General features: G+C 50.0%; 26 protein-coding genes and 1 other annotated feature. Of the genes, 24 read left to right on the top strand and 2 right to left on the bottom strand.

Features of this window, described 5'->3' with window-relative positions:
* Window position 1: 1 nt before the first annotated feature.
* The 19 genes from KNQ15_RS01900 (at window position 2) to KNQ15_RS01810 (ending at window position 16,347) form a co-directional block, all read left to right on the top strand.
* A complete protein-coding gene (locus KNQ15_RS01900; protein ID WP_047393618.1) occupies window positions 2-1,219 on the top strand; it encodes a type II secretion system F family protein in 1,218 nt (405 codons plus the stop codon).
* Window positions 1,220-1,356: 137 nt separating this feature from the next.
* Complete coding sequence (locus KNQ15_RS01895; protein ID WP_050677605.1) at window positions 1,357-1,875, top strand: type II secretion system protein; 519 nt, start codon at window positions 1,357-1,359, stop codon at window positions 1,873-1,875.
* Window positions 1,876-1,932: 57 nt separating this feature from the next.
* Window positions 1,933-2,688, top strand: a complete 756-nt coding sequence (locus KNQ15_RS01890; protein WP_214727452.1) for a prepilin peptidase — start codon at window positions 1,933-1,935, stop codon at window positions 2,686-2,688.
* An 18-nt stretch (window positions 2,689-2,706) separates the two neighbouring features.
* Window positions 2,707-4,446: a type IV pilus biogenesis protein PilM gene (locus KNQ15_RS01885; protein ID WP_214727450.1), complete on the top strand. Its 1,740-nt coding sequence runs from the start codon at window positions 2,707-2,709 to the stop codon at window positions 4,444-4,446.
* Window positions 4,443-5,165, top strand: a complete 723-nt coding sequence (locus tag KNQ15_RS01880) for a YfgM family protein (RefSeq protein ID WP_058703841.1) — start codon at window positions 4,443-4,445, stop codon at window positions 5,163-5,165. The genes KNQ15_RS01885 and KNQ15_RS01880 overlap by 4 nt, the downstream gene beginning before the upstream one ends.
* Before the next feature lie 107 nt (window positions 5,166-5,272).
* Entirely contained in the window at window positions 5,273-5,848 is a 576-nt protein-coding gene (locus KNQ15_RS01875; protein ID WP_214727448.1) for a Maf family protein, read from the top strand.
* A gap of 46 nt (window positions 5,849-5,894) precedes the next feature.
* Window positions 5,895-6,527: a RadC family protein gene (gene radC, locus KNQ15_RS01870; protein WP_050677672.1), complete on the top strand. Its 633-nt coding sequence runs from the start codon at window positions 5,895-5,897 to the stop codon at window positions 6,525-6,527.
* A gap of 162 nt (window positions 6,528-6,689) precedes the next feature.
* Window positions 6,690-7,724, top strand: a complete 1,035-nt coding sequence (locus KNQ15_RS01865) for a rod shape-determining protein (RefSeq protein ID WP_029342258.1) — start codon at window positions 6,690-6,692, stop codon at window positions 7,722-7,724.
* A 14-nt stretch (window positions 7,725-7,738) separates the two neighbouring features.
* A complete protein-coding gene (mreC, locus tag KNQ15_RS01860) occupies window positions 7,739-8,623 on the top strand; it encodes a rod shape-determining protein MreC (RefSeq protein ID WP_214727446.1) in 885 nt (294 codons plus the stop codon).
* Complete coding sequence (gene mreD / locus KNQ15_RS01855; RefSeq protein ID WP_023468949.1) at window positions 8,616-9,119, top strand: rod shape-determining protein MreD; 504 nt, start codon at window positions 8,616-8,618, stop codon at window positions 9,117-9,119. Before mreC ends, mreD begins: the two co-directional genes overlap by 8 nt.
* A gap of 3 nt (window positions 9,120-9,122) precedes the next feature.
* Window positions 9,123-9,797: a septum site-determining protein MinC gene (locus tag KNQ15_RS01850; protein ID WP_029342256.1), complete on the top strand. Its 675-nt coding sequence runs from the start codon at window positions 9,123-9,125 to the stop codon at window positions 9,795-9,797.
* A gap of 50 nt (window positions 9,798-9,847) precedes the next feature.
* Entirely contained in the window at window positions 9,848-10,651 is an 804-nt protein-coding gene (minD, locus tag KNQ15_RS01845) for a septum site-determining protein MinD (RefSeq protein WP_029342255.1), read from the top strand.
* Between the two features lie 63 nt (window positions 10,652-10,714).
* Window positions 10,715-12,055: a ribonuclease E/G gene (locus KNQ15_RS01840; protein ID WP_214727444.1), complete on the top strand. Its 1,341-nt coding sequence runs from the start codon at window positions 10,715-10,717 to the stop codon at window positions 12,053-12,055.
* 74 nt (window positions 12,056-12,129) lie between these two features.
* Window positions 12,130-12,199 (top strand) — a sequence feature (ribosomal protein L21 leader region).
* 15 nt (window positions 12,200-12,214) lie between these two features.
* Window positions 12,215-12,523: a 50S ribosomal protein L21 gene (gene rplU / locus KNQ15_RS01835; protein WP_012370978.1), complete on the top strand. Its 309-nt coding sequence runs from the start codon at window positions 12,215-12,217 to the stop codon at window positions 12,521-12,523.
* Between the two features lie 3 nt (window positions 12,524-12,526).
* Window positions 12,527-12,865: a ribosomal-processing cysteine protease Prp gene (locus KNQ15_RS01830; RefSeq protein WP_023468945.1), complete on the top strand. Its 339-nt coding sequence runs from the start codon at window positions 12,527-12,529 to the stop codon at window positions 12,863-12,865.
* 14 nt (window positions 12,866-12,879) lie between these two features.
* The gene (rpmA, locus tag KNQ15_RS01825; protein WP_012370976.1) at window positions 12,880-13,158 is read left to right on the top strand and encodes a 50S ribosomal protein L27; all 279 of its coding nucleotides are present in this window, start codon (window positions 12,880-12,882) and stop codon (window positions 13,156-13,158) included.
* A gap of 67 nt (window positions 13,159-13,225) precedes the next feature.
* Window positions 13,226-13,708: a Spo0B domain-containing protein gene (locus KNQ15_RS01820; RefSeq protein WP_047393635.1), complete on the top strand. Its 483-nt coding sequence runs from the start codon at window positions 13,226-13,228 to the stop codon at window positions 13,706-13,708.
* Between the two features lie 15 nt (window positions 13,709-13,723).
* Complete coding sequence (gene obgE / locus KNQ15_RS01815; protein WP_023468943.1) at window positions 13,724-15,019, top strand: GTPase ObgE; 1,296 nt, start codon at window positions 13,724-13,726, stop codon at window positions 15,017-15,019.
* Window positions 15,020-15,072: 53 nt separating this feature from the next.
* Window positions 15,073-16,347, top strand: a complete 1,275-nt coding sequence (locus KNQ15_RS01810) for a hemolysin family protein (protein ID WP_251137561.1) — start codon at window positions 15,073-15,075, stop codon at window positions 16,345-16,347.
* A 39-nt stretch (window positions 16,348-16,386) separates the two neighbouring features.
* On the opposite strand, the gene KNQ15_RS01805 is transcribed toward KNQ15_RS01810, so the two are convergent.
* Entirely contained in the window at window positions 16,387-16,929 is a 543-nt protein-coding gene (locus tag KNQ15_RS01805; protein ID WP_047393638.1) for a transcription repressor NadR, read from the bottom strand.
* A 24-nt stretch (window positions 16,930-16,953) separates the two neighbouring features.
* Window positions 16,954-18,036, bottom strand: coding sequence for a cysteine desulfurase family protein (locus tag KNQ15_RS01800; protein ID WP_214727440.1), 1,083 nt, complete (start codon window positions 18,034-18,036; stop codon window positions 16,954-16,956).
* A 98-nt stretch (window positions 18,037-18,134) separates the two neighbouring features.
* Here KNQ15_RS01800 and KNQ15_RS01795 point away from each other — a divergent pair, with 98 nt between their 5' ends.
* From KNQ15_RS01795 to ruvB, 5 genes are all read left to right on the top strand, one after another.
* The gene (locus tag KNQ15_RS01795) at window positions 18,135-19,604 is read left to right on the top strand and encodes an L-aspartate oxidase (protein WP_214727438.1); all 1,470 of its coding nucleotides are present in this window, start codon (window positions 18,135-18,137) and stop codon (window positions 19,602-19,604) included.
* The gene (gene nadC / locus KNQ15_RS01790) at window positions 19,528-20,370 is read left to right on the top strand and encodes a carboxylating nicotinate-nucleotide diphosphorylase (protein WP_214727436.1); all 843 of its coding nucleotides are present in this window, start codon (window positions 19,528-19,530) and stop codon (window positions 20,368-20,370) included. Before KNQ15_RS01795 ends, nadC begins: the two co-directional genes overlap by 77 nt.
* Window positions 20,360-21,457, top strand: coding sequence for a quinolinate synthase NadA (nadA, locus tag KNQ15_RS01785; RefSeq protein WP_214727434.1), 1,098 nt, complete (start codon window positions 20,360-20,362; stop codon window positions 21,455-21,457). Before nadC ends, nadA begins: the two co-directional genes overlap by 11 nt.
* 163 nt (window positions 21,458-21,620) lie before the next feature.
* Complete coding sequence (ruvA, locus tag KNQ15_RS01780; protein WP_214727427.1) at window positions 21,621-22,214, top strand: Holliday junction branch migration protein RuvA; 594 nt, start codon at window positions 21,621-21,623, stop codon at window positions 22,212-22,214.
* Window positions 22,215-22,218: 4 nt separating this feature from the next.
* Window positions 22,219-23,214 (top strand): Holliday junction branch migration DNA helicase RuvB, encoded by a 996-nt coding sequence (gene ruvB / locus KNQ15_RS01775; RefSeq protein ID WP_029342246.1) that lies wholly within the window; start codon window positions 22,219-22,221, stop codon window positions 23,212-23,214.
* Window position 23,215: the final 1 nt, after the last annotated feature.

Here is a 23,215-nt window from a genome sequence, read left to right as displayed (position 1 = left end):
CATGGCAGTATTCATTTATGAAGGTCGGACGATTGCCGGCAAACGAAAGAAAGGCAAGATTACAGCACTGACGAAACGAGAAGCTGCAGAACGGTTGCGGACGGATCAGATTGCTGTGACCTCGCTTGAAAAACAAGAATCGAAAGGCTTGAACACCGAGATTACGTTTCTCAGTGCCAAACCGAAAATCGAACATCTCGTCATGTATGCGCGGCAGTTCGCGACCCTCGTGCGGTCCGGTGTCTCAATCGTCAAGGCGACGGAAATTCTACGCAAGCAGACGGAGTCGAAACCACTTGAACGGGCACTCGTTGAGGTCGAGGACGATTTGCGAAGTGGGATCCAGTTTTCGCAAGCAATCGAAAAGCATCCACGTGTCTTTGATACGTTCTTCGTCAGTATGGCGATGGCGGGAGAGGCGAGTGGTAATCTCGAGGAAGCACTCGATAACATCGTCACTCAACTTGAGAAACAATATGAAATCAAACGGAAGGTCATCTCGGCACTCATTTACCCGGCGGTCGTCTCACTCGTTGCCGTTGGCGTCGTCGTCTTTTTGATGATGAACGTCGTACCGACGTTTGCGTCAATCTTTGATCAGCTCGGGAGTGAATTACCGTTAATCACGAAGCTCGTCGTCGCCGTGTCCGACTTCTTCGTCGCCTACTGGTGGGTGATGCTATTGATTGCGTTCGGTCTGATTGGATTACTGTACTTCAATTTAAAAAACGAACGGCAACGTGTATTCTTTGATCGTTTTTTATTGATGATTCCAGTCTTTGGACCGTTGATTCAAAAGTCACAGATTGCCTTGATGACGCGTGGTTTGTCCGTACTGTTGAACGCTTCGGTTCCGATTTTGGCATCACTCGACATCACGGAACGAATCGTCACGAATCGGATCATCCGGAAGGGGATTGCTGGTGCCAATGAAGCGATGTCACGCGGAATCCCGATGCACGAGCCACTTGAGAAAAACAAATATTTTCCACCTCTCGTCACACAGATGATTGCGATTGGGGAAGAATCAGGGCGTCTTGATACGATGTTGACAGAAGTCGCGAACTTCTATGAGACTGAAGTCGAGACAACAACGGACCGATTAAAGTCGATTATTGAGCCACTCTTAATCGTTGTGTTGGCCGCAATCGTTGGGGTCATCGTCATTGCTGTCGTCGTGCCGATGTTTAAAATTTACTCGGATATCCAAGCAAGTTGACAATTGTAAAAACATTTACCTGTTGTGAAAAAAAGACATAATCTACAAAAAATATGGTGCTACTATAATAGTATTCGTCTGGATAGTATTACCTACTAGCCACGCACAGTAAAAAAGTACTAGGGAGGCATAATGTAATGGTAGAACGGTTAAAAGAAATCTGGTTAGATGCAAAACAAATGCGCGATGAGCGCGGACTGACGTTGATCGAGTTACTGGTCGTCGTCGTTATCTTAGGAATCATTGCAGCAATCGCTGTCGTCGCAATCGGTGGATTGATCGAGAACTCACGTAAAGATGCAGTTGTTTCGGATGCGAAGCAATTGGTATCAGCTGCGAAGTTGTACACTTCGTCAAATCCGATTCAAGCAGGAGAATCAATTATCTTGGGAATTAATGAAGATGGAAAAGCTATTAAATCAACAGCAGTTGGCACCGATGTTCCAGTTCGTAAAGAATCATTAAGTAAGTATATCGATGAAATGAAAGATTCATTAAATTCGGATGCAGAGTATAAAGATTCTTACGTACTTGTGAAAGAAAGTGCTGGAAAATATACTTATACAGTCACGCTCACAAGTAAAAAATCGACAAATTCTTACTTCGAAAAACAAGATCCATCTGAACTCAAGCGTTCAGCTGTTGAAGTAAAATAATTCCTACCCCCTCCTCGGGGGTTTTTTTCTGAACTTTTTTGAAAGGGAGGTCGTGTCATGACGATCGTCTTCACGGTTTATTTTTTCTTGTTAGGCTTACTCATCACGTCGTTTACGAACGTCGTCGGTCTGCGCGTTCCGGTCGGGGAGTCGATCGTTCATCCGCGCTCCCATTGTCCGACGTGTGGACATGTCTTAGGACCGCTCGAACTAACACCGGTACTCGGTTATGCACTGCTCGGCGGAAAGTGCCGTTCTTGCGGACAGTCAATCTCGATTAAGTATCCAGCGCTTGAATTACTCGGAGGGATTCTTTACGCCTATGCCTTTTGGCAGTTCGGCTGGTCGATGGAACTCGCGTTGACACTCGTCCTGACGAGCTTGCTGTTTATCCTGACGATGTCGGACTTAGCCTACATGCTGGTTCCGAATAAAATTTTGCTGATCTTTTTGCCGATTGCCTTGATTGTGCGCTACCTTTCTCCACTCGAAAACTGGTATAATCCAATTATTGGTGGAATCGTCGGGTTCGTTCTATTATTCGTCATCTTTCTTGCTTCCCGGCGTGGTATGGGGGCAGGGGATGTCAAGCTGTTCGGACTGCTCGGGATCTTCCTTGGACCACTTCACGTCGTCATTGCCTTGTTCGTCTCGGCATTCGTCGGTTCCGTTCTTGGGTTAACGTTAATGGGACTCGGACGCGTGAAACGGAAACAACCAATTCCCTTCGTTCCGTCGATTGCCGTCGGGACATTACTGACATATTATTTTGCGGATGATTGGGTATCGTGGTACCTCGATTTACTGCTTTAAGAAAGGAAGAACGTACATATGGCGCAACGGCGTAAAGGTACTTATATCTACTTTAATTTCACCGATGTCGCAATTTTCGGTGCAGTCGTCAAAAAAGGCGTCATTAAGCGCCGGGCAGTCGTCGCGCTGCCGCCGGGAACACTGCAAGGAGGCTGGTTGCAACCGGAAGCCTCGCTTGATTTCATCTTTGACGGGTTACTGACGAAGCTGAAAGTACCACGTGGCTCGCAAGCGGTGCTGGCGCTCGATGGTTCACTCGTTCTTGCCCGGAAACTCGATATTCCGGAAACGATCGAGACGAATCAAATTCGCGGCTACCTGTTCATGGAGATCGGACATAGTATCGTCTTGCCGTTTGAAGAACCGTATTTTGATTACACGGTTCTTGAAGAAGATGGCAAGCGGGAAATCATGCTCTATGCCGCGCCAAACGAGGCGCTGAAGCAATATACACAACTGTTTAAACAAAAGCATTTACGACTGGTCGCAGCTGAACCACAGCCGCTTGCGACTTACTTCGGGATTGAAGCCCATCATCCGGTCACGACAGAAGCGGATACCTTATTGATCTGGAATGCGAATGCGACGAACCATCAGCTGATCATCATCGAAGATCATGTGCCGCGTCTGATTCGCTCCGTTGATACGTTTGCGGCTGACGCGTGGGATGTTGATGTCATCGACGACCAACTGCATTACCGTTATCGCTCGGATGATCCGACGGTCGAACTTGTCTTAGACGAGATGTTGCTCGAGTTCTCGCGTGTGCTCGATTTCTATCGTTTTTCACTCGCACGCGAAGGACGGGAAATCACGAACGTCGTCCTTGCTGGCGACTTCCCATTCCGAGATGAACTAGCGACCCGTTTCCGGTCGAACTTTGATTTAAGCCTTGATGAGATCCCGGAGATGATGACGATCGACGGACAGTCGATTCCACGAGCCTACTTACCACTCGCAGGGCTTGCTTCACCGCGAAAAGACCGCATCAACTTGTTGCCGGAAAATGACGAAGCACCGAAGTACCCACTCGTCGCTTCATTGATCCTCTTGTTGTTCGGCGGACTCGCCGGTGGCTATCTCTACTGGCAAACGGATCAATTCGCAGATCGCGTCGAATCGACGAATGATCAAATCCAGATCGTCCGTCAATTGCAGTCAGAATCGGATCAATCAGCAAAACAAGAAGTTGCACAACTTAAACAAACGGTTGAAGGACTTGAGACGACGCCTCGTCCTGCTGTACCGACACTTGAGCGGATTACCCGTTATCTCCCGGAACGCGGTTATATTCTTCAATTCGCCTATGGGGCGGAACATGCCGTGACGATGACGACACAATTCGAGACACTCGATGAATTGAACGACTTTTATCGCGAGTTATTGACGGATAAAGTCTTCTCAGGAACGAATCTTGCGAGCGTGACGACACGGACGATGAACGAAAAGGCAGACGTCGTCACGACGACGACAGTTGATCCGACGACCGGACAAGAAGTCCCGACGACGGAATTTACACCGTCTGACGATGCCAAATCAGAAGAACCACGTTATATCGGACAATTCTCGTTAAACGTCAACCCGACGGAAGTCGTCAAAGGCGAGACGAACGAGGCTGATCCGGAAGTACAAAAAGAAGATCAGCCGTCTGAATCGGAAACGGATAGCTCGACGGAAGCGACTCCTTCGACCGATCCGACAACGGAGACGACTGATCCGAATGTAACGACTGAAATCGAGGAGGTGCCGGACAATTGAAACGTTATAGTAGCTATATCCTCCTCGGTCTAACGATCTTGATCGTCCTCGGTGCGGTCGGTTACTTCGGTTATACGACCTATACGACGCACCAAACGCTCCAAGAAAAAGAGGCGACGCTGAAGCGAGAGCAGATGGTACTCGAGCAAGCGAAAGCAAACGAACAGAAAGTTGACGTTGCTGAGTCGAGTTTCCTCCAGCAAAAAGTTCCGGTGACGGCGTCAAACGATGACGTCATCGATGCGATCAATGCGTCGAGTCAGATCGCCGGTGTCAAAGTCCAGTCGATCACGTTTGGTCAGGCGACAGAGACAGCACCGCAGTCACCGGTGACATCAACGCCTGCAGTTGACGGAGCGATGGCGACGGAGTCAGATCAGGCTGAAACAACTGCCACAGCACCGGTCACAGCGAATGCAACACCGCTTCCGGCATCACTAACAGTCGAAGCCCCGTCGTATGTTGAATTAATGGCATTCCTGAAGCAAATCGAACGGACGGACCGAATCACGGTCTTACGCCAAATCCAGTTGTCAGGACCGGAAGAACCGGGTCCAGGCAGTGGTGCGGTCCTACTCGAGGATGAGATGCTCTCGTTCACAGTCGAGATCGAATCGTATTATCGTCCGGATTTAACGAAGTTGACGCCAGATAAGCAAACCCCACTCGAGGAGAAGACACCGAAGTCGGATCCGTTTGTCGATGTGACAGGAAATTAAGATAAAACAAGTGGTTCCTAGACTGTTAGGGACCGCTTGTTTTTTGTTAGACTAAACGATGACTCGAATTATCCGATTCGAAATTAACGGGAAAGAACGTGATACTGATGATAACGCAACCACACTTGATTCTCGCGTCGGCTTCACCGCGCCGGACGGAGCTCCTGCAACAAATCGGAATTCCTCATGAAGTCGTACCGGCAAACGTCGTCGAAGAGGCACCGTATCCGATGTCACCACACGAATACGTTCGTCATCTGTCGCAAAAGAAAGCGCGAGCGATTACAGCAGACGGTGTCATTCTGGCTGCCGATACAGTCGTCGCAATCGATGACATGATTCTTGAGAAGCCGGCAAATATTTCTGAAGCGCGGGCGATGCTTGCTCGTCTGTCAGGACGTGCTCATGAAGTCGTGACAGGGGTGACGATTCGCTTCGGGGAGAAGGAAGAGACGTTCGACGTGACGACGCACGTCCGTTTTGGTTCATTGCCAAACGATTGGGTCGAAGGCTATATTTCTACGAACGAGCCCTATGATAAAGCGGGTGGTTATGGCATCCAAGCGATGGGTGGTCTGTTCGTCGAGGCGATCGAGGGCGATTACTATAATGTCGTCGGACTGCCGATCCACGAGATCACAAAACGTCTCGCGTCCTTTGAAATCAAGCCGATGTTTGCGTAATTCTGAAACAGAGAGGTCGGATGCTGTGATTGAATGGCCGAAGGATATGGTTCAGTTGAAAGGCTTGGCACAAGCGACGACAGTCGAGTTGCTGGCGTGTCTCGTCCGAAGTGGGACGCGCGACCGGACACCGCTTGAAATCGCGGAAGAATTACTGCACATCTATCCTTCATTGATCGAACTTGAGGCGGCTGGAGTCGGTGGACTCGAAAAAGCACCTGGGGTCGGGAAGGCGAAGGCACTACAAATCATGGCTGGACTGGAACTCGGTCGTCGGCTCGTCACGGAACCGAAGTGGGTACGACCGACGATCCGCTCACCGGAAGACGCGGCGGAACTGTTGTTAGAAGAGATGCGTCTCTATCAGCAGGAACACTTCATCTGCCTGTATTTGAATACGAAAAATGAGGTCGTCTCGAAAAAGACGTTATTCATTGGAGGATTGAACACGTCGATCGTCCACCCGCGAGACGTCTTCCGGGAAGCGATTCGCTGCTCGGCTGCGAACTTCATTGCCGTCCACAATCATCCGTCCGGTGACCCGACGCCAAGTCGCGAAGATATCGAGGTATCCGAGCGACTTGTTGAGGCGGGACGACTCATTGGAATCAGTTGTCTTGACCACATCATCATCGGGCATGGACAATTTATTAGTATGAAACAGCGCGGATTTATGTAAGAATAACGTCTGAAGGGAAAGCTTTGATTCTTTCCGTCAGACGTTTTTTTGTGTGTTTTCTAAGGCGAACTGTAAACAAGCTGTAACGTTTTAACGCTTTCCAATGAAGGCTTTTCCGTTATAATTAGTGAAGTGTATTCTCAGAGAGGGGTTTTTTGAATAATGTTTGGATCATTCAGCCGTGAAATCGGCATTGACTTAGGTACGGCTAACACGCTTGTGTATGTAAAGGGGCAGGGAATCGTCGTTCGTGAACCGTCCGTCGTCGCCTTCCGTACGGATACAGGGAAAATTGAAGCTGTCGGTAACGCAGCGAAAAACATGATCGGTCGTACGCCGGGTAACGTGACTGCACGACGCCCGATGAAAGACGGGGTTATCGCGGATTATGAAACAACCGCTACGATGATCAAATATTTCATGGATCAAGCTTCGAAGAAGAAAGGCTTGTTCTCTTCTAAGACGAACGTCATGATCTGTGTACCAAGTGGTATCACATCAGTTGAAAAACGTGCGGTCGAAGATGCAGCGAAACTCGCAGGTGCGCGTGAAGCGTACACGATCGAAGAACCATTCGCAGCAGCAATCGGAGCGGGTCTTCCGGTTTCAGAACCAACAGGCTCGATGGTCGTTGATATCGGTGGTGGTACGACAGAAGTTGCTGTCATCTCACTCGGTGGTATCGTTACGAGCCAATCGATCCGTGTCGGTGGTGATGAGATGGATGAGTCGATCATTCGTTACATCAAATCGAAATACAACTTGATGATCGGGGAGCGGACAGCTGAGACGTTGAAAATGACGATCGGTTACGCTCGCATCGATGAAGAGTCAGAAAACGAAACGATGGAAATCCGTGGACGTGATCTCGTCACAGGTCTTCCGAAACAGATTGAAGTCACAAGTGCTGAAATTTGTGACGCACTCTCGGATACAGTCGAAGCGATTCTTGCAGGTGTCAAACACACGCTTGAGCAGACGCCTCCTGAATTATCAGCAGACGTCATGGACCGCGGAATCGTCTTGACAGGCGGTGGGGCACTCTTGAAGAACCTCGACGCTGTCATCGAAGATGAAACACGTATTTTGACACTCGTTGCAGAAAATGCACTCGATTGTGTCGCGATCGGTACAGGAAAATCACTCGAGATGATGAATGTTCTTCGTTCGAAATCAGGCATCTCGCAAAAAAGATAAGGACGGGATGAGCGATGAAGCGATTTTTAAATAATCGAAAACTGCTCATCACACTCCTTAGTTTTCTCCTTTTGGTGATCTTGATCGGGATTTCGCTACAAGGGCGTAACCAATCTCACTGGTATCAAAGCTTTGTGCGTGATACCGTGGGCGTCGGTCAACGCCTTTTCGCGACACCGATTGGCTGGATTGATGATACGGTCACTTCGATTAAAGAAGTGCGTGACGTGTACAAAGAGAACGAACACTTGAAATCACGTTTAAGTGACTATGCCGGTAATGCCGTCAAAGTCCGTGATCTGGAACGTGAGAATAAAGAATTGAAAGATATGCTCGACCTGAACGGATCGATTCGCGATTATAAGTTGTTACCGGCAGAGATGATCGGTCGGACATCGTCCGAATGGCAACGGTTCGTCACGATTAACATCGGCGAACAAAAAGGAGTCAAGCCGGACATGGCCGTCGTAACAGCAGATGGACTGATCGGTCGCGTCATCCAGGCGAGTGCGTATACATCCCTCGTGCAGTTGATGTCGGATACGAGTCGGACGAATAATGTCTCGGCAACGGCAGACGACACGAAAGGAAAAGGAGTCTTCGGTACGATCGAAGGCTTTGATGAGGAAACGAAATTACTCAAGTTCACGAAAATTCCGAATGACGCGAAGCTGAAAAAAGGGCAGACCGTCACGACGTCCGGTCTTGGTGGGAAGTATCCGAGCGGAATCGTCATCGGAAAAATCGAGGAAGTGAAATCCGATCAGTATGGGGCTTCGAAAATCGCATACGTCAAACCGGCAGCAGACTTCGAACAGTTCGGTCATGTCTTCGTGATTGAACGCGAAGCGAAGGAACCTTTCGCTGAGACCGATAAGGGAGGGGACACTCGTGAATAACGTTAAGTTGTTTTTCGCCGTGTTCCTTCTTTTTATCTTAGAAGGGACGCTGTTCGCAGGACCACTCGGAGACGGTTCACCGTACGTCATCCATGCGACGTTGATCGGTCTGATGTTCCTCGGTCGGTACGGAAAACTTGAACAAGCACTCGGATTCGGACTCGTCTTTGGATTGCTGTATGATTTCGTGTACTCGGATATCATCGGCATTTACTTATTTGCGTTATCCGCCATTCCGCTTTTTAGTAGCTTCGTGCTAAAATATGTAAAGGAGAACGTATTGACGATTCTTGTCACGTTCACGTTCAGTGCCATTTTGTATGAGCTCGATATATATTTCTTCACGGCTTCGGTCGTAGGTGTCGGAGTCTCCTTCCAGGAACTCGCGACACAGATCATTCCAAGGAGTCTGGTTGCCCAGCTGATCGGGATCATCATCCTGTATTATCCGATGACCCGACTCGTGCAGTCGACCCTTGACGAGAAAAGAGGATGAGTCATGATTGAGCGTAAACGTTATGTAACGATGAAAGGTCATCGTGGTGGCCTCGCCGTCTATGTGAATGAAAGGTGCAGTGTGGATGAATTTCTTGACGATTTAGAGTTGACGCTTGCGGACAAATCCGTCGAGAACGGACGCGCCGTACCGATTACCTTCTTCTTCGGTCGACGTTATGTCGATGAAGGAGTGTTGACGGCCGTCGAATCTATCGTCGCGCGACATGATTCCTTCTCTTTCAAAGGCTATGACAGTGAGTGCATCACGAAGGACGAGGCAAAAGCCTTGTACGGAGAGCGAACGTTTCATTACTTCGGTGGAACGGCACGCAGTGGGCACGTATTAGATGTCGAAGGCTCGATTGTCATCATCGGAGATATCAATCCAGGTGCGGTCGTCCATGCGACAGGAAGTATCTATTGTCTCGGTGCTTTACGTGGTACCGTTCATGCAGGAAAAGGTGGCAATGCGGAAGCCGTCATTGCGGCGAGTGTATTGCAGCCGAAGTGGGTCGCAGTCGCTGGCACCGTCCACGAAGAACCGGACGACGCACCGATTCCAGCTCTCGATATGGGTTGTGCATTTTTAGGCGAAGACGGGGTCGAATTCTCCCGCCTTCAAACCGTTCCGCTCGCGCGGATGGATCAGTTTGCGATTGATAGTGAAAGAGGGTGACGGATATGGAACAAGTGAAAGAACAGGTACATATGGAGGCGAAGACGAACATGGGACGCGCCATCGTCGTCACATCCGGGAAAGGTGGCGTCGGAAAGACAACGACGACTGCAAACATCGGAACAGCACTTGCATTGATGGGACATTCCGTTTGCCTCGTTGATACGGATATCGGGTTACGTAATCTGGATATCGTGCTTGGTCTCGATAACCGGAGTATCTATAACATCGTTGACGTCGTGACAGGGCAATGTAAGTTGCACCAAGCACTCGTCCGCGATAAACGTTTTGAAGAGATGTATCTGTTGCCTGCTGCTCAATCAAAGGATAAGTCCTCCGTCACACCCGAACAGGTGAAGGCAATCATCGATACACTGAAACTCGAATACGACTTCGTCTTGATCGATTGCCCTGCCGGAATCGAGCAAGGCTTCATGAACGCAATCGCTGGAGCCGATGAAGCCGTCGTCGTGACGACACCGGAAAAAGCAGCCGTTCAGGATGCGGACCGGATCATTGGAATGCTCGAGCGCTCAGAACGTAACATCGTTCCGAAACTCGTCATCAACCGGGTTCGTTCGCATATGATGGCATCAGGTGACATGCTCGACATCGATGAGATCATGCGTATCCTTTCGATTGATCTGCTTGGTCTGATCATCGATGATGAAGAAGTCATCGCTGCTTCACACCGCGGTGTGCCTGTGACGATGAATCCGGATAACCGGGCTGGACTCGGCTACCGGAACATTGCCCGCCGGATTCTCGGAGAATCTGTACCACTGCTTGATTTAAATGAACAACCACAAAAAGGATTCTTCGTTAAATTGAAGAAGATGCTTGGGATGAAATAAGAATGGGAAATTAGACTAGGACGACATCGTCGCGCCTAGTCTAATTTTTTTGGAGGGATCAGTATGCGATGGATTAGTGAACAGACCGCTTCACTCGAACGATTGGCATTGGTCGAAGGCGATCGATTGATTGAATACCATGAGCGGATGCGTGACGAGATTCGGGTTGGCACTTTCGTTTATGCGAAAGTCGATCGGTTGCATCCGACGCTCGGAGCAGCCTTTTTGATTGCGACCGACGGTACACCGCTTTACTTACCGCTCAACGAGACGATTGAAGCGCTACGTCGTTATCCGGATGTCCCGACGATCGGGCAAGCCGTCCAGGTCGGACAGACGTTACTTGTCCAGGTCGTTAAGGAAGGCGTCGCACCGAAGCAACATAAGGTGACGCAGAACATCACCTATGGTGGACGTTATCTCGTCTATTTCCCATACGGTCGACGTATCCGTTTCAGTCGAAAGCTGGACCTCGTCATCCAGCGTCAACTGGCGGAGCAACTGACGACGACGGAAGAAGAGGGGATTCTCTACCGGACAGAGGCGGCAAAAGCATCAATTGACGAATTGAAGCAAGAATTGCAGTCATTACGGACACGACATCAAGAACTTTTGCAGGCGCCGCGTCTTGAACAAGACGAGGCACTGATCGTACAGGAAGCGAAACGACTTCCGCACGTTACCGATGCGCTCGTCATGACACGTCAGGAAAAGGAACGCCTCGAACTACTCGGTCTGTCCGTCGAACGCTCGCTACGAAAAGGTCGCCTACCTGAGATGGAGACCATTGATGGGGCGATTGAAAAAGCGATGCAACGGGTCGTCTGGCTTGACGGTGGGGCGTATCTCTTGATTGAAGAAGTCGAGACGATGACCGTCATCGACGTCAATAGCGGGAAGACGATTTCCGTCAAGGAACAAAAGCGGACGTTTGATCAAATCAATGAAGCGGCTGCCGTCGAAGTCATGCGCCAATTACGGTTGCGCAACATTAGCGGTATGATTGCGATCGATTTTTTACGTGGCTCTAGTAAAGGTCAGACACGGGTGACGCAACTCCTCAAAGAACGAGCGGCGCTCGAGACGAAACAAATCGAAGTCTATGGCTTTACGAAGATGGGCTTATGCGAACTGACACGACAACGTCACGGGAAATCGCTACAGGAACGCTCACAGGAATCCGGGCAGTGGACGCGATTGAGTGTCTATCGCTTGATTGAACCGAAGTTACTTGAGATTGCGACCTATGCGGAAGCGGTCGTGATTCGCGCACCACGGCATCTGTTGCAAGACGAATTCATCTCTCGTCAACCGCTCGAAGTCCATGTGCTCGAAGGCGATCCAGCGGTCCTGTTCACGGGGTCGTCACAGGACTGTCTCGATTTCATCAAGCGATCGGAATAATCCTTCAGAACAGCATTGACAAGGTAGAAGAACGTTTGGTATTCTGAATAACGTTAGTTCGTTTGGAAGCACCCAAATGACTACAACCGCACAGACCGGGTTTTAAAGCATCCGCTGCCCGTGATGGCGAGTCTGAGTTCCTAAGAGGAGGTGCACGTAATGTACGCAATTATCAAAACTGGTGGTAAACAAGTCAAAGTTGAAGCTGGCCAAGAAATCTACGTTGAGAAATTAAACGCAGACGTCGACAGCACAGTTGAATTTGGTGAAGTATTGATCCTTGGTGGTGACGATGTTAAAGTCGGCGCTCCACTCGTAGAAGGTGCGAAGGTCGTAGCAACGGTCATCAAACACGCTCGCGCGAAAAAGATCACTGTCTTCAAAATGAAAGCGAAAAAGAACTACCGTCGTAAGCAAGGTCACCGTCAACCTTACACGAAGGTCCGCATCGAGAAAATCGAAGCGTAAGCCATGATACGTGTCAAGATTCGACGAGATGAAGCGGAACTCGTCCGCTCCATCGAAGTGACAGGACATGCCGAGTTCGCAGAACCAGGTCTCGACCTTGTCTGTGCCGGCGTCTCGTCGGTGATCTTCGGGGCATACAATGCCATAGAAGCATTACTCGGGCAGGTCCTGCTCCTTGAAATGGCAGAACAACAAGAGGGTGGCTACTTTTATGTAGAACCGTACGCTGACTTAGCACCGGATGTCAGTGAGCGCACCCAATTGTTACTGGAAGCGACTTTGGTCCAACTTGGTACCATCGCTGAAAGTTACGGTGAGTTTATCCAACTTGAACAAGTATAGGAGGTGGATTCCACATGTTGAAACTTAATCTTCAGTTCTTCGCATCGAAAAAAGGGGTAGGTTCGACAAAGAACGGTCGTGACTCGCAATCGAAACGCCTTGGGGCTAAACGTGCAGACGGTCAAACTGTTTCTGCTGGTTCAATCCTCTACCGTCAACGCGGTACGAAGATTCACCCAGGTATGAACGTCGGACGTGGTGGCGATGATACACTTTTCGCAACTGCAACTGGTGTCGTTCGTTTCGAACGTCTCGGACGCGACAAGAAACAAGTCAGCGTTTACCCAGCATAAGGATCGACGAAGCAGACTCTAGCCACTTTCGAGGGTTAGGGTCTGTTTTTTTAGGAGGGAACGACCGATGGAGGAACAGCAGGTACTTGATCTTTTGAAGACTCTTCGTCACGAGTGGTTGAACCGGATACAACTCGTCCGTTCGTATGGCGCGATCGGAGACGAACAAGCAGTCGAGTCGATCTGTTCGGCGTACCGGGAGCAAGCATCTCGGGAAGGACGTCTAGGGCGAATCGGATTGCCGAAAACCGCACTGGCGTTACTGCAAGCTGAATGGTCAGGCAAAACTGTGACGTATGATGTCATCGGAGCACCCCACATGGAAGATGAGCGGTTGAAACAACTCGTCGAAGCAGCCATCGCCATGATTGATGTAGGAGTAGGAGAAGTATCCGTGACCTTCCACGAGGGCGTGACCATCGAGATCTATCGGGATCTACTAGATATGTCGCGCCTTGAGGATCTAGTGACGCCGATGGAAATCGAGTCGCAGACGGAAAATGAGTGTGTGATTGAGATTGAAAGTCTTCCGTTTGAGGAAGAGAAGTAAGAGGAGGGATCCGACATGTTTGTCGATCAGGTAAATATTTATGTAAAAGCAGGTGACGGAGGACGTGGGCAAGTAGCGTTCCGTCGCGAGAAATACGTTCCGGACGGCGGTCCTGCCGGCGGTGACGGTGGTCACGGGGCACACGTCGTCCTTGAAGTCGACGAAGGGCTTCGGACATTGATGGACTTCCGTTACAAACGTCACTTTAAAGCAGTTCAAGGTGAAAACGGTATGTCAAAAGGCATGCACGGTCGTAAAGCCGAGCACCTAATCGTCAAGGTCCCACCGGGTACGGTCGTCTATGATGACGATACGAATGCAGTCATCGCTGACCTCGTCCATCACGGGCAACAAGCGATCGTCGCAAAAGGTGGACGTGGCGGACGTGGGAATACACGTTTTGCAACACCTGCCAACCCAGCACCTGAGCACGCGGAAAACGGTGAGCCAGGAGAAGAGAAGTACTTGAAACTTGAACTGAAGATGTTAGCAGACGTTGGTCTCGTCGGTTTCCCGAGTGTCGGAAAATCAACGATGTTATCAGTCGTTTCAGCCGCACGTCCGAAAATCGGCGCGTATCACTTCACGACGATCACACCGAACATCGGTGTCGTCGAAACGGAAGATAGCCGTAGCTTCGTCATGGCTGACTTGCCAGGATTGATTGAAGGCGCAAGTGAAGGTGTCGGACTCGGTCACCAGTTCCTACGCCACGTCGAGCGGACGAAAGTCATCGTCCACGTCATCGACATGAGTGGGATGGAAGGCCGCGATCCAATCGAAGACTACAACATCATCAATAAAGAACTCGCAGACTATAACCTGCGCTTAACAGAGCGTCCGCAAGTCGTCGTCGCGAACAAGATGGATATGCCGGATGCGGCAGAACATCTTGAAGCCTTCAAGGAAGCTTTCCCAGAGCTTGAAGTATTCGAGATTTCAGCAGCAACACGTCAAGGATTACGCGATCTGTTATTCCGAATCGCGGACCTCGTCGATGCAACACCAGAATTTGGTCTTGAGGAACTCGAAGAGAAAACAGCGACACCACGTGTCGTCTACGGTTACGAAGCACCAGAAGCCGGCTTTACGATTTCGAAAGATGAAGACGATTGCTTCGTCATCAAAGGACCACGCATCGAAAAACTCTTCACGATGACGAACTTCATGCGTGAAGAATCGATTAAACGTTTCGCTCGGACACTGCGTCAAATGGGTGTCGACGAAGAGTTACGTCGTCTTGGTGCGATCGACGGCGATGTCGTTCGTATCCGTGATTTCGAGTTCGAATTCGTCGAGTCATCCTTCTAAGCGGTTCATTCCATTAGGAAACGGAGTGTGAAAGCATCGTGGACCCATTGCCCATGATTTCATTCGTTTGGTTAATTCCGATTCTCGTCTTATCCGCGTTCTTTTCCTCAGCCGAGACGGCACTCGCGAGTGTCAATCGGTTGCGATTGTTGCACCAATCGGAAGCAGGGGACGCGCGTGCGTCCCGTGTATTTCGCTTACTTCAACGCTACGAAGAGACACTGACTTCGATTTTGATTGGGAATACGATCGTCAACGTCGCCTTTATCTTATTTGGTGGCTGGTGGATCATCCAGTTCGTCGAGACGATCGCGACACAAACCATTGCCTTTCTTGCGCTGTTTTTCCTGTTGCTGTTGTTCGGGGAATTGATACCGAAGTCGTATGCCCGCGAACATACGGAACGTTACGTGTTATTGATCGGACGTCCACTGCGCTTCTTCTTACTGTGCTTTCGACCACTCGTCTTCCTGTTACTCCGCTTACACCAGTTAGCGCTAAGGTTGATTGGAGCAGATCCGAAAGGACCGCTCGTGACCGAACAGGAACTCAAGGCACTCGTTGATATCAGTCAAGAAGAGGGGATCATGGGGCTTGCAGAGGCTGAACTCGTTCATCAAGCGGTTGATTTTCAACATGCGACGGTTGAGGATGCGCTGACGCCTCGCATGGACATTCAAGCGATCGATATTGATGCGCGGCTTGAAGACATCCTTGCAGAGGTCCAGAAGGGTGGCTATTCTCGTCTACCGGTCTATAAGGATTCGATTGATCACGTCATCGGTGTATTATCGGAGCGGGACTTTCTGCGTGCGTATGTGAAGAACGGCTCTGTCGATATCCGAGAATGGATTCGACCGGTATCGTTCGTCGTACCACAGACACGATTGATGGATTTATTACCGGAACTCAAAGTCAAGCAGTCCCATATGGCAGTCGTCCTTGATGAATTCGGAGGGACGGCAGGTCTGATCACCCTTGAGGATATTTTAGAAGAAATCGTCGGGGAGATTTGGGATGAACACGATGAATCATTGGAATATACGAAACGGATTGGTCCAGAGCAATACGAATGTCTAGCAGAGTATGACATTGAAGACTTCTGTCAGCAATTTCAATTGACGATGCCAGACACCGATGCCCAGTCACTCGGGGGATGGATCATGGAGGAGAGCGGACAATTGCCGGACGTTGGAACGGCGATGCGTTATGAACGTGTCACGTTGACGGTCTTGCATATCGAAAACCGACGCGTCCGCAAAGTCTTAGCAACGTTTGATCCGCCATCTACGATGCCGAAGACACGACTTGAACCGATTGAACGATAAAAAACCGCTTATTCCTTGGGAATAGGCGGTTTTTATTGTTCAGACATCGAGCTCTGAAACGAGAATTCCGAGACGATCGAGTTTCGCAATGGCTGCTTCTAGTGCTTCTTCATGATCCGCTTCCAGCGTATGAATATGGACTCCGTCCGTCAAGCTCGACAGCGGAGTGGCTTGGGTCTCCTTTAGCTGTTCTAGCAATACGCGGACATCTCGGCGGCTTTTTAGCATCAATTCTCCAGTGATGAAGCCGTAGACGGGATGTTCGATGATGACATCGCGGACGACGACCCCTTCGTCAACGATGGCGTCACACTCATCCTTTAACTGATCGATGCCGTGACGGCAAACGATCTTGCGGCGTAATTTTGAGCCGTCGACTTCCGGATCATTGATGAAATAGCCACGAGCTGTCGCGATGACAGGATATCCTTTTGCCTTTAACAATGATAAATCCTGCACGATCACTTGGCGACTGACACCTGCTTGTTTCGCCAGTGCCGTTCCTGTGACAGGTTGCTCACTTTCCTCAATCATACGAAGTAATGATTTCCGGCGTTCTTCTCCGGAGATGCGTTTCCCCATCCTGTCTCCTACCTTTCTCCAGTGTCATGAAATTGTGTTCAACACATCAATGCACTGTTCGATTTCTTCGTTCGTCGTGTGTCTTCCAAAACTGAGTCGAATCAACCCATGAGCCGCCGATTCGTCATAGCCGATGGCACGTAATGTCGCATTCGGACCATTTTCTCCAGCCCGACAGGCACTACCAGCAGAAACCGCGATTCCAGCACGATTCAAGGCGAGCAACGCGTATTGACCGTCCCGTTGTTTCGTATGGATGGCACAGATGGAAGCCAGTTGCGTCGGAGACTCGATGATCACGTAACGAGACGAAGACAATGTTTTTTTTAGCATACCACGAAATCGACGGCTTGAATCCTGGATTCCTGGATTTTCTAGTCGCGTGGCTTCACAGGAAGCGATGAAGGCTGCAATTCCCGGAACATCGACTGTACCAGGACGGATCCCGAATTCGTGATGACCTTCGTAGTAAGGACTGAAGAGTGGTCGTCGCAGATACAGGGCGCCCAACCCTTTAGGTCCATAGACCTTGTGACTACTCATCGTGTAGGCATCAAAAGCGTCGATATTGATTGCATCTTTTAAAAATCCTTGGACTCCATCGCAATGAAACAGAATCCCACGCGATTGACAGTAAGCTGCAATTCGTTCGACGGGAAAGCGAAAACCCGTATCCGAATTGACGTGTTGAATCGAGACGACACCAATCTCGTCCGTACAAGTCGCGACGAATTGTTCCCAATCGAACGTTCCGTCCGGTAATAAAGACAGGTGCCGTGTTTCTTGTGCCCAGCGCGCAAGCGGAAGCAAGACCGAATCGTGTTCACATCGAAGTGTCAAGACAACTGATTTGTTACTCTGTCGCATCAAGTGTGTCAAAGCGATGTAATTCGCTTCTGATCCGCTCCCTGTAAAGATAACGGTTCCTTCTTGTTGAGCCAATTGTTGCATCAGATAGTGACGGGCTCGTTCGAGTAAACGTTCAGCATCCCCACCGATGTCGTGAAGAGAAGAACTGTTGCCGTAGAACGACTGAGCGGCTTGTTGATAATGATCGAGTGCTTGTGGATGCAGCGGAGTCGTCGCTGCGTAATCGAGATAGATCATGAAAAAATCCTGTCCTTTCGTCTTGTCACTCAGCTAAAAGTATGCCAAACTTATTGTCAAGTCAATAGTAAACATTTAGATATAGAGGTGTAAATCATATGTCTTTACATAAAAGACTTGAGACGGATGTGTTGATCATCGGAACAGGGCTTGCCGCGATTTCAGTCGCCCTGCATCTTCCATCGGGAATGAACGCATTACTTGTCTCGAAAGGTTCGCGATTTGAGACGAATTCCGTTCGAGCACAAGGTGGGATTGCTTCCGCTTATGCAGAAATCGATCATCGTGGTCACTTTGAAGATACGTGCCAAGCAGCAAAAGGGCGTATCAATCGGTCCGTCGTCGATTACGTCACCCGATCGGGAACCGAGGCGATGGAATTCTTATTACGACAAGGCGTTTTATTCGATCAGTCCGAGGGAGAGTTTTTACTCGGTCGTGAAGGAGCACATCGTTTGCCGCGGATTTATCACTGTGGCGGGGACGAGACTGGTAAACGGATCATGGAGACGTTGATGCCGCAAGTACCATTTCCGATTCTTGAGCAGACGCATATCACAGAGTTGATTCAAGTAAATGGACAGGTAGTAGGTGCAGTCGGATATAGCGAGGGAGAGCCGATCGAGATTGTGGCGCGCGCAACGATTCTCGCGACCGGTGGAGTGGGTGGATTATTCGCAGCGTCGACGAATGACCCTTTGATTCAAGGGGACGGGATTGCACTCGCCTTTGAAGCGGGGGCGACGATTCGTGATCTCGGTTATATCCAGCATCATCCGACGGTACTCGTTCATGCAGGTCGTTCGGAAGGTTTAATCACGGAAGCATTACGAGGTGCAGGAGCGACGCTTGTAACGAAAAATGGCGACCGGATCATGGCGGATCATCCGATGCAAGATTTAGCGGCGCGAGATGAAGTCGCAAAACGAATCCATGAGGTGCGAAAATACGAACCGGTCTATCTCGATACGTCGAACGTCGTCGACCGAACGAAACGGTTTCCAACGTTTGTAGAAAAATGTGAAAAACTGAACATAAATCCGGATCTCGTTGAAATTGCACCAGGCATTCATTTCTTAATGGGTGGGATCGAGACGGACCTTTCAGGGCGGACGCAGGTCGAAGGACTATACGCGGTCGGCGAGACAGCATCGATTGGACTACACGGTCGAAATCGTCTGGCGTCGAACTCGCTCCTTGAATGTGTCGTCATGGGAAAAGCGGTAGCAGAACAGCTCAAGCTGTTACCGGAACGTTCAGTCAAACAAATAAAACGACGTCCGGGAACACTTCGTTCCGTAACAGACCGTCTATCGACGGTCATTGGTGTCGAAATGGATGTTAGGCAGATACGAGAATGTCTGAACACATTAAAAAGTTGGACATTAGACAAATTCGGACAGGAAGCGGAAGAAAATCGATTACGTCACGTAACGGCATGTTTGTTGCTTGAAGGAGCACGGAGTCGATTGACAGGAGAGGATGAGAACGTTGAACAAGTGGCAGTTACGGCAACAACTGGAGGCATTTTTAATCGAGGATATCGGACAGTGGGACATCACGAGTGAAGGATGTCTGACGGGACAAGAACGCGGGACCGGTCGTTTTTTAGCAAAGGAAGACGGAGTTTTTTGCGGAGCAGACATCATTCGGGAGATGGCGCATCTGTTACAAGTCGACGTGACGATTCATGTAGCGGAAGGGACGGTCGTCACGCGAGGCACACTCCTTGCCGAGTGGTCTGGTTCGTTACAGGATATTTTAAGTGGAGAACGGGTCGCCTTGAACTTGGTGCAACGTTTATCCGGGATTGCGACGAAGACACGTCAAGCCGTTGAAATGGCAACAGGACGAATCCGAATCACAGATACACGAAAGACGACTCCTGGATTACGAATGCTTGAAAAACATGCCGTTCGCGTCGGGGGTGGCTATAGCCATCGCGGACGTCTCGATGACGCGGTCATGATCAAAGATAACCACATCACGGTCGCGGGATCGATCACGGAAGCGGTGACGCGAGCAAAACGTGTCGCAGGTCATACGACACCGATCGAAGTCGAAGTCGAGACGGAAGCGGAAGTGCTTGAGGCAGTGGCTGCAAGAGTCGATATCATCATGCTCGATAACCGGACACCAGCAGAAATCAAACAGCTCCGGCAATTGATTCCACCGCATATCACGGTCGAACTATCCGGCGGGATCACGATAGACACGTTATCAGACTTCGCGGATAGCGGAGCAGACGTCATCTCACTTGGAGCACTCACCCATTCGGCAACAGCACTTGATATCAGTATGAAAATCGAAGGAGGAAAAAAAGATGTCATTTGATCTATTACGTCACGAGGGAATTCCGGCGTCGTACTTACAACAATCAGAAGCAGAATTGATCGCCATCATCGAAGGGGTCAAAGCACGGATGGGCAGTCGCTTGTTCTTACCTGCCCACCACTACCAAAAGGATGAAGTCGTCCAGTTCGCGGATGCGACGGGAGATTCGCTCCAGCTCGCGCAAGTCGCGAAGCAGATGACAGAAGCGGAATATACAGTCTTTTGTGGTGTCCACTTCATGGCAGAGACGGCAGATATGTTGACAGATGCGTCACATACGGTCGTTTTGCCTGACATGCGTGCTGGTTGTTCGATGGCGGACATGGCAAACGATACGCAAACGGAGCGTGCCTTTACGATCTTGACGGAACGGTTCGGGGAGTTGATTTTACCGTTGACGTATGTCAATTCGACGGCAGCAATCAAAGCGTTCGTCGGTCGTCACGGTGGGGCGACGGTGACGTCATCGAACGCTGTCCAGATGGTCAAGTGGGCGCTCGCTGAACGCGACATCTTATTCTTCCTGCCCGATCAACACCTCGGTCGCAATACGGCGCACGCACTCGGAATTCCATTAGAACAGATGGCGATTTGGGATCCGATCAAGGACGAACTCGTTTTTGACGGGGAAGACCAGGACGTCCGCGTCATCTTATGGAAAGGACATTGCTCGGTCCACGAGAAATTCACGGTCGGTCAGATTGAACAGTTCCGCAAGACGGATCCGGAGCGAAAGATTCTCGTCCATCCGGAATGTTCGCACGAAGTCGTAGCAGCGTCTGATCTCAACGGATCAACGGCGTACATCATTCAACAAGTCGAACAGGCTGCTCCTGGAACGAAGTGGGCGATCGGAACAGAGATGAATCTCGTCAATCGACTTGCGACGACTCATCCGGAACTTGATATCGTGTCGCTCAATCCATTCATGTGTCCGTGTCTGACGATGAACAGGATTGACTTACCGCACTTGGCGTGGGCGCTCGAACAAGTCGAAGCCGGTGATCCGGTTAACATCATCACGGTAGACGCAGAGACGACGCGGCATGCCGTGTTGGCGCTCGAACGGATGCTTGAGCGTTCATAAAATAAAGGGTGAGAGCGTGGTCGTGCGAACGATCACGCTTTTTTGTATTCGCATTGAGAGAGCGAACATATGTATTGATTTTTGCTGAAGAACGCTTTGAAGCCAAACGAAGATGTATGCTACAATAACACGAGAGTTTGTTTAAGGATGGGAGCGTTCCACATTGATAGAATTCGTACGCGGCGAAGTCGCTTATGTCTGTGCGGAATTCGTGACGGTAGAAGTTGGCGGGATTGGCTACAAAATCGTAGCACCGAACCCGTTTTTTTATCGGACCGGAGAAGAACAGATCATCGTATATACGTATCATTATGTCCGTGAGGACCAAGAAGTCTTATTTGGATTCCGTTCCCGTCGTGAGCGTGCCTTGTTCACGAAGTTGCTCGGTGTAACTGGGATTGGACCAAAAGGAGCGCTTGCGATCGTCGCATCAGGGAATGTCGATGCGCTCGTTGAAGCGATTGAACAAGAGAAAGAAAGTTATCTCGTCAAATTCCCAGGTGTCGGCAAGAAAACAGCGAAGCAAATGACGCTCGACCTAAAAGGAAAGTTAGCTGAGCTCGCACCGGATTACGTACCGAGCGAAGGCTTGTTCGCGCAAGGCAATGCTGAGCTGAATGAAGCTTGTGAAGCCTTAACGGCGCTTGGTTACAGTGACCGAGAAGTCGAGAAAGTCAAAAAAGCGTTGCAGGCAGAAGTTCTGTCGACGGATCAATATGTCAAACGGGCACTCCAGTTGTTATTGAATGTGAGGTGAGGACATGGAAGAGCGCATTTTGTCAGAATCCGCCCATGCGGAAGATCAAGAAGAGTGGAGTCTGCGTCCTCAAACGCTCGAGCAATATATCGGGCAGGAGAAAGCAAAAGGAAATTTAAGTGTCTTCATCGAGGCGGCAAAAATTCGTCAGGAAACACTCGATCACGTTCTTCTCTACGGTCCTCCGGGGCTCGGGAAGACGACGCTTGCAACGATCATCGCGAACGAGATGGGAGTCGGCATCAAGACGACAGCCGGTCCTGCGATCGAACGACCGGGTGATTTGGCAGCAATCCTATCATCACTGGAACCGGGTGATGTCTTGTTCATCGACGAGATTCATCGATTGAGTCGATCGATCGAAGAGATCCTGTATCCGGCGATGGAGGATTATTGTCTCGATATCGTCATCGGTCAAGGGGAACTTGCCCGCAGTGTTCGGATTGACTTGCCACCGTTTACGCTCGTCGGTGCAACGACACGTGCGGGGATGTTATCAGCACCGCTACGTGATCGTTTTGGCGTGACGCTGAAGCTTGAATATTATACGATGTCAGAGTTGTCTGCAATCGTGACCCGGACGTCACGATTGTTCGGATTCGAAGCGGATCGTCTGGCAGCAGAAGCCATCGCGCTTCGTTCACGCGGAACACCACGTGTCGCGAACCGGTTATTACGGCGTGTCCGTGATTTTGCTCAAGTCGCCCATCAAACCGAGATCGATGCCACGCTTGCGACAAGTGCGCTTGATCGCTTGCATGTCGATGCGCTCGGACTCGACGATGTCGACCATCGTTTACTACGATCGCTTGCAGAACGGTTTGCCGGTGGTCCGGTCGGACTCGAGACGATCGCAGCGACGATCGGGGAAGATGCGCAGACGATCGAGGATGTGTATGAACCATATCTACTGCAACAAGGATTTTTACAACGTACCCCGCGCGGACGTGTCTTAACACCGTTCGCCCGCCAACATTTAGGACTGAAAGAAGGAAATTGAA

This window comes from Exiguobacterium sp. s168 (genome assembly GCF_018619035.1).
Classification (GTDB): domain Bacteria; phylum Bacillota; class Bacilli; order Exiguobacteriales; family Exiguobacteriaceae; genus Exiguobacterium_A; species Exiguobacterium_A acetylicum.
Note: the sequence above shows the minus strand (reverse complement) of the source record. Positions and strands in the feature narration are given on the sequence as shown.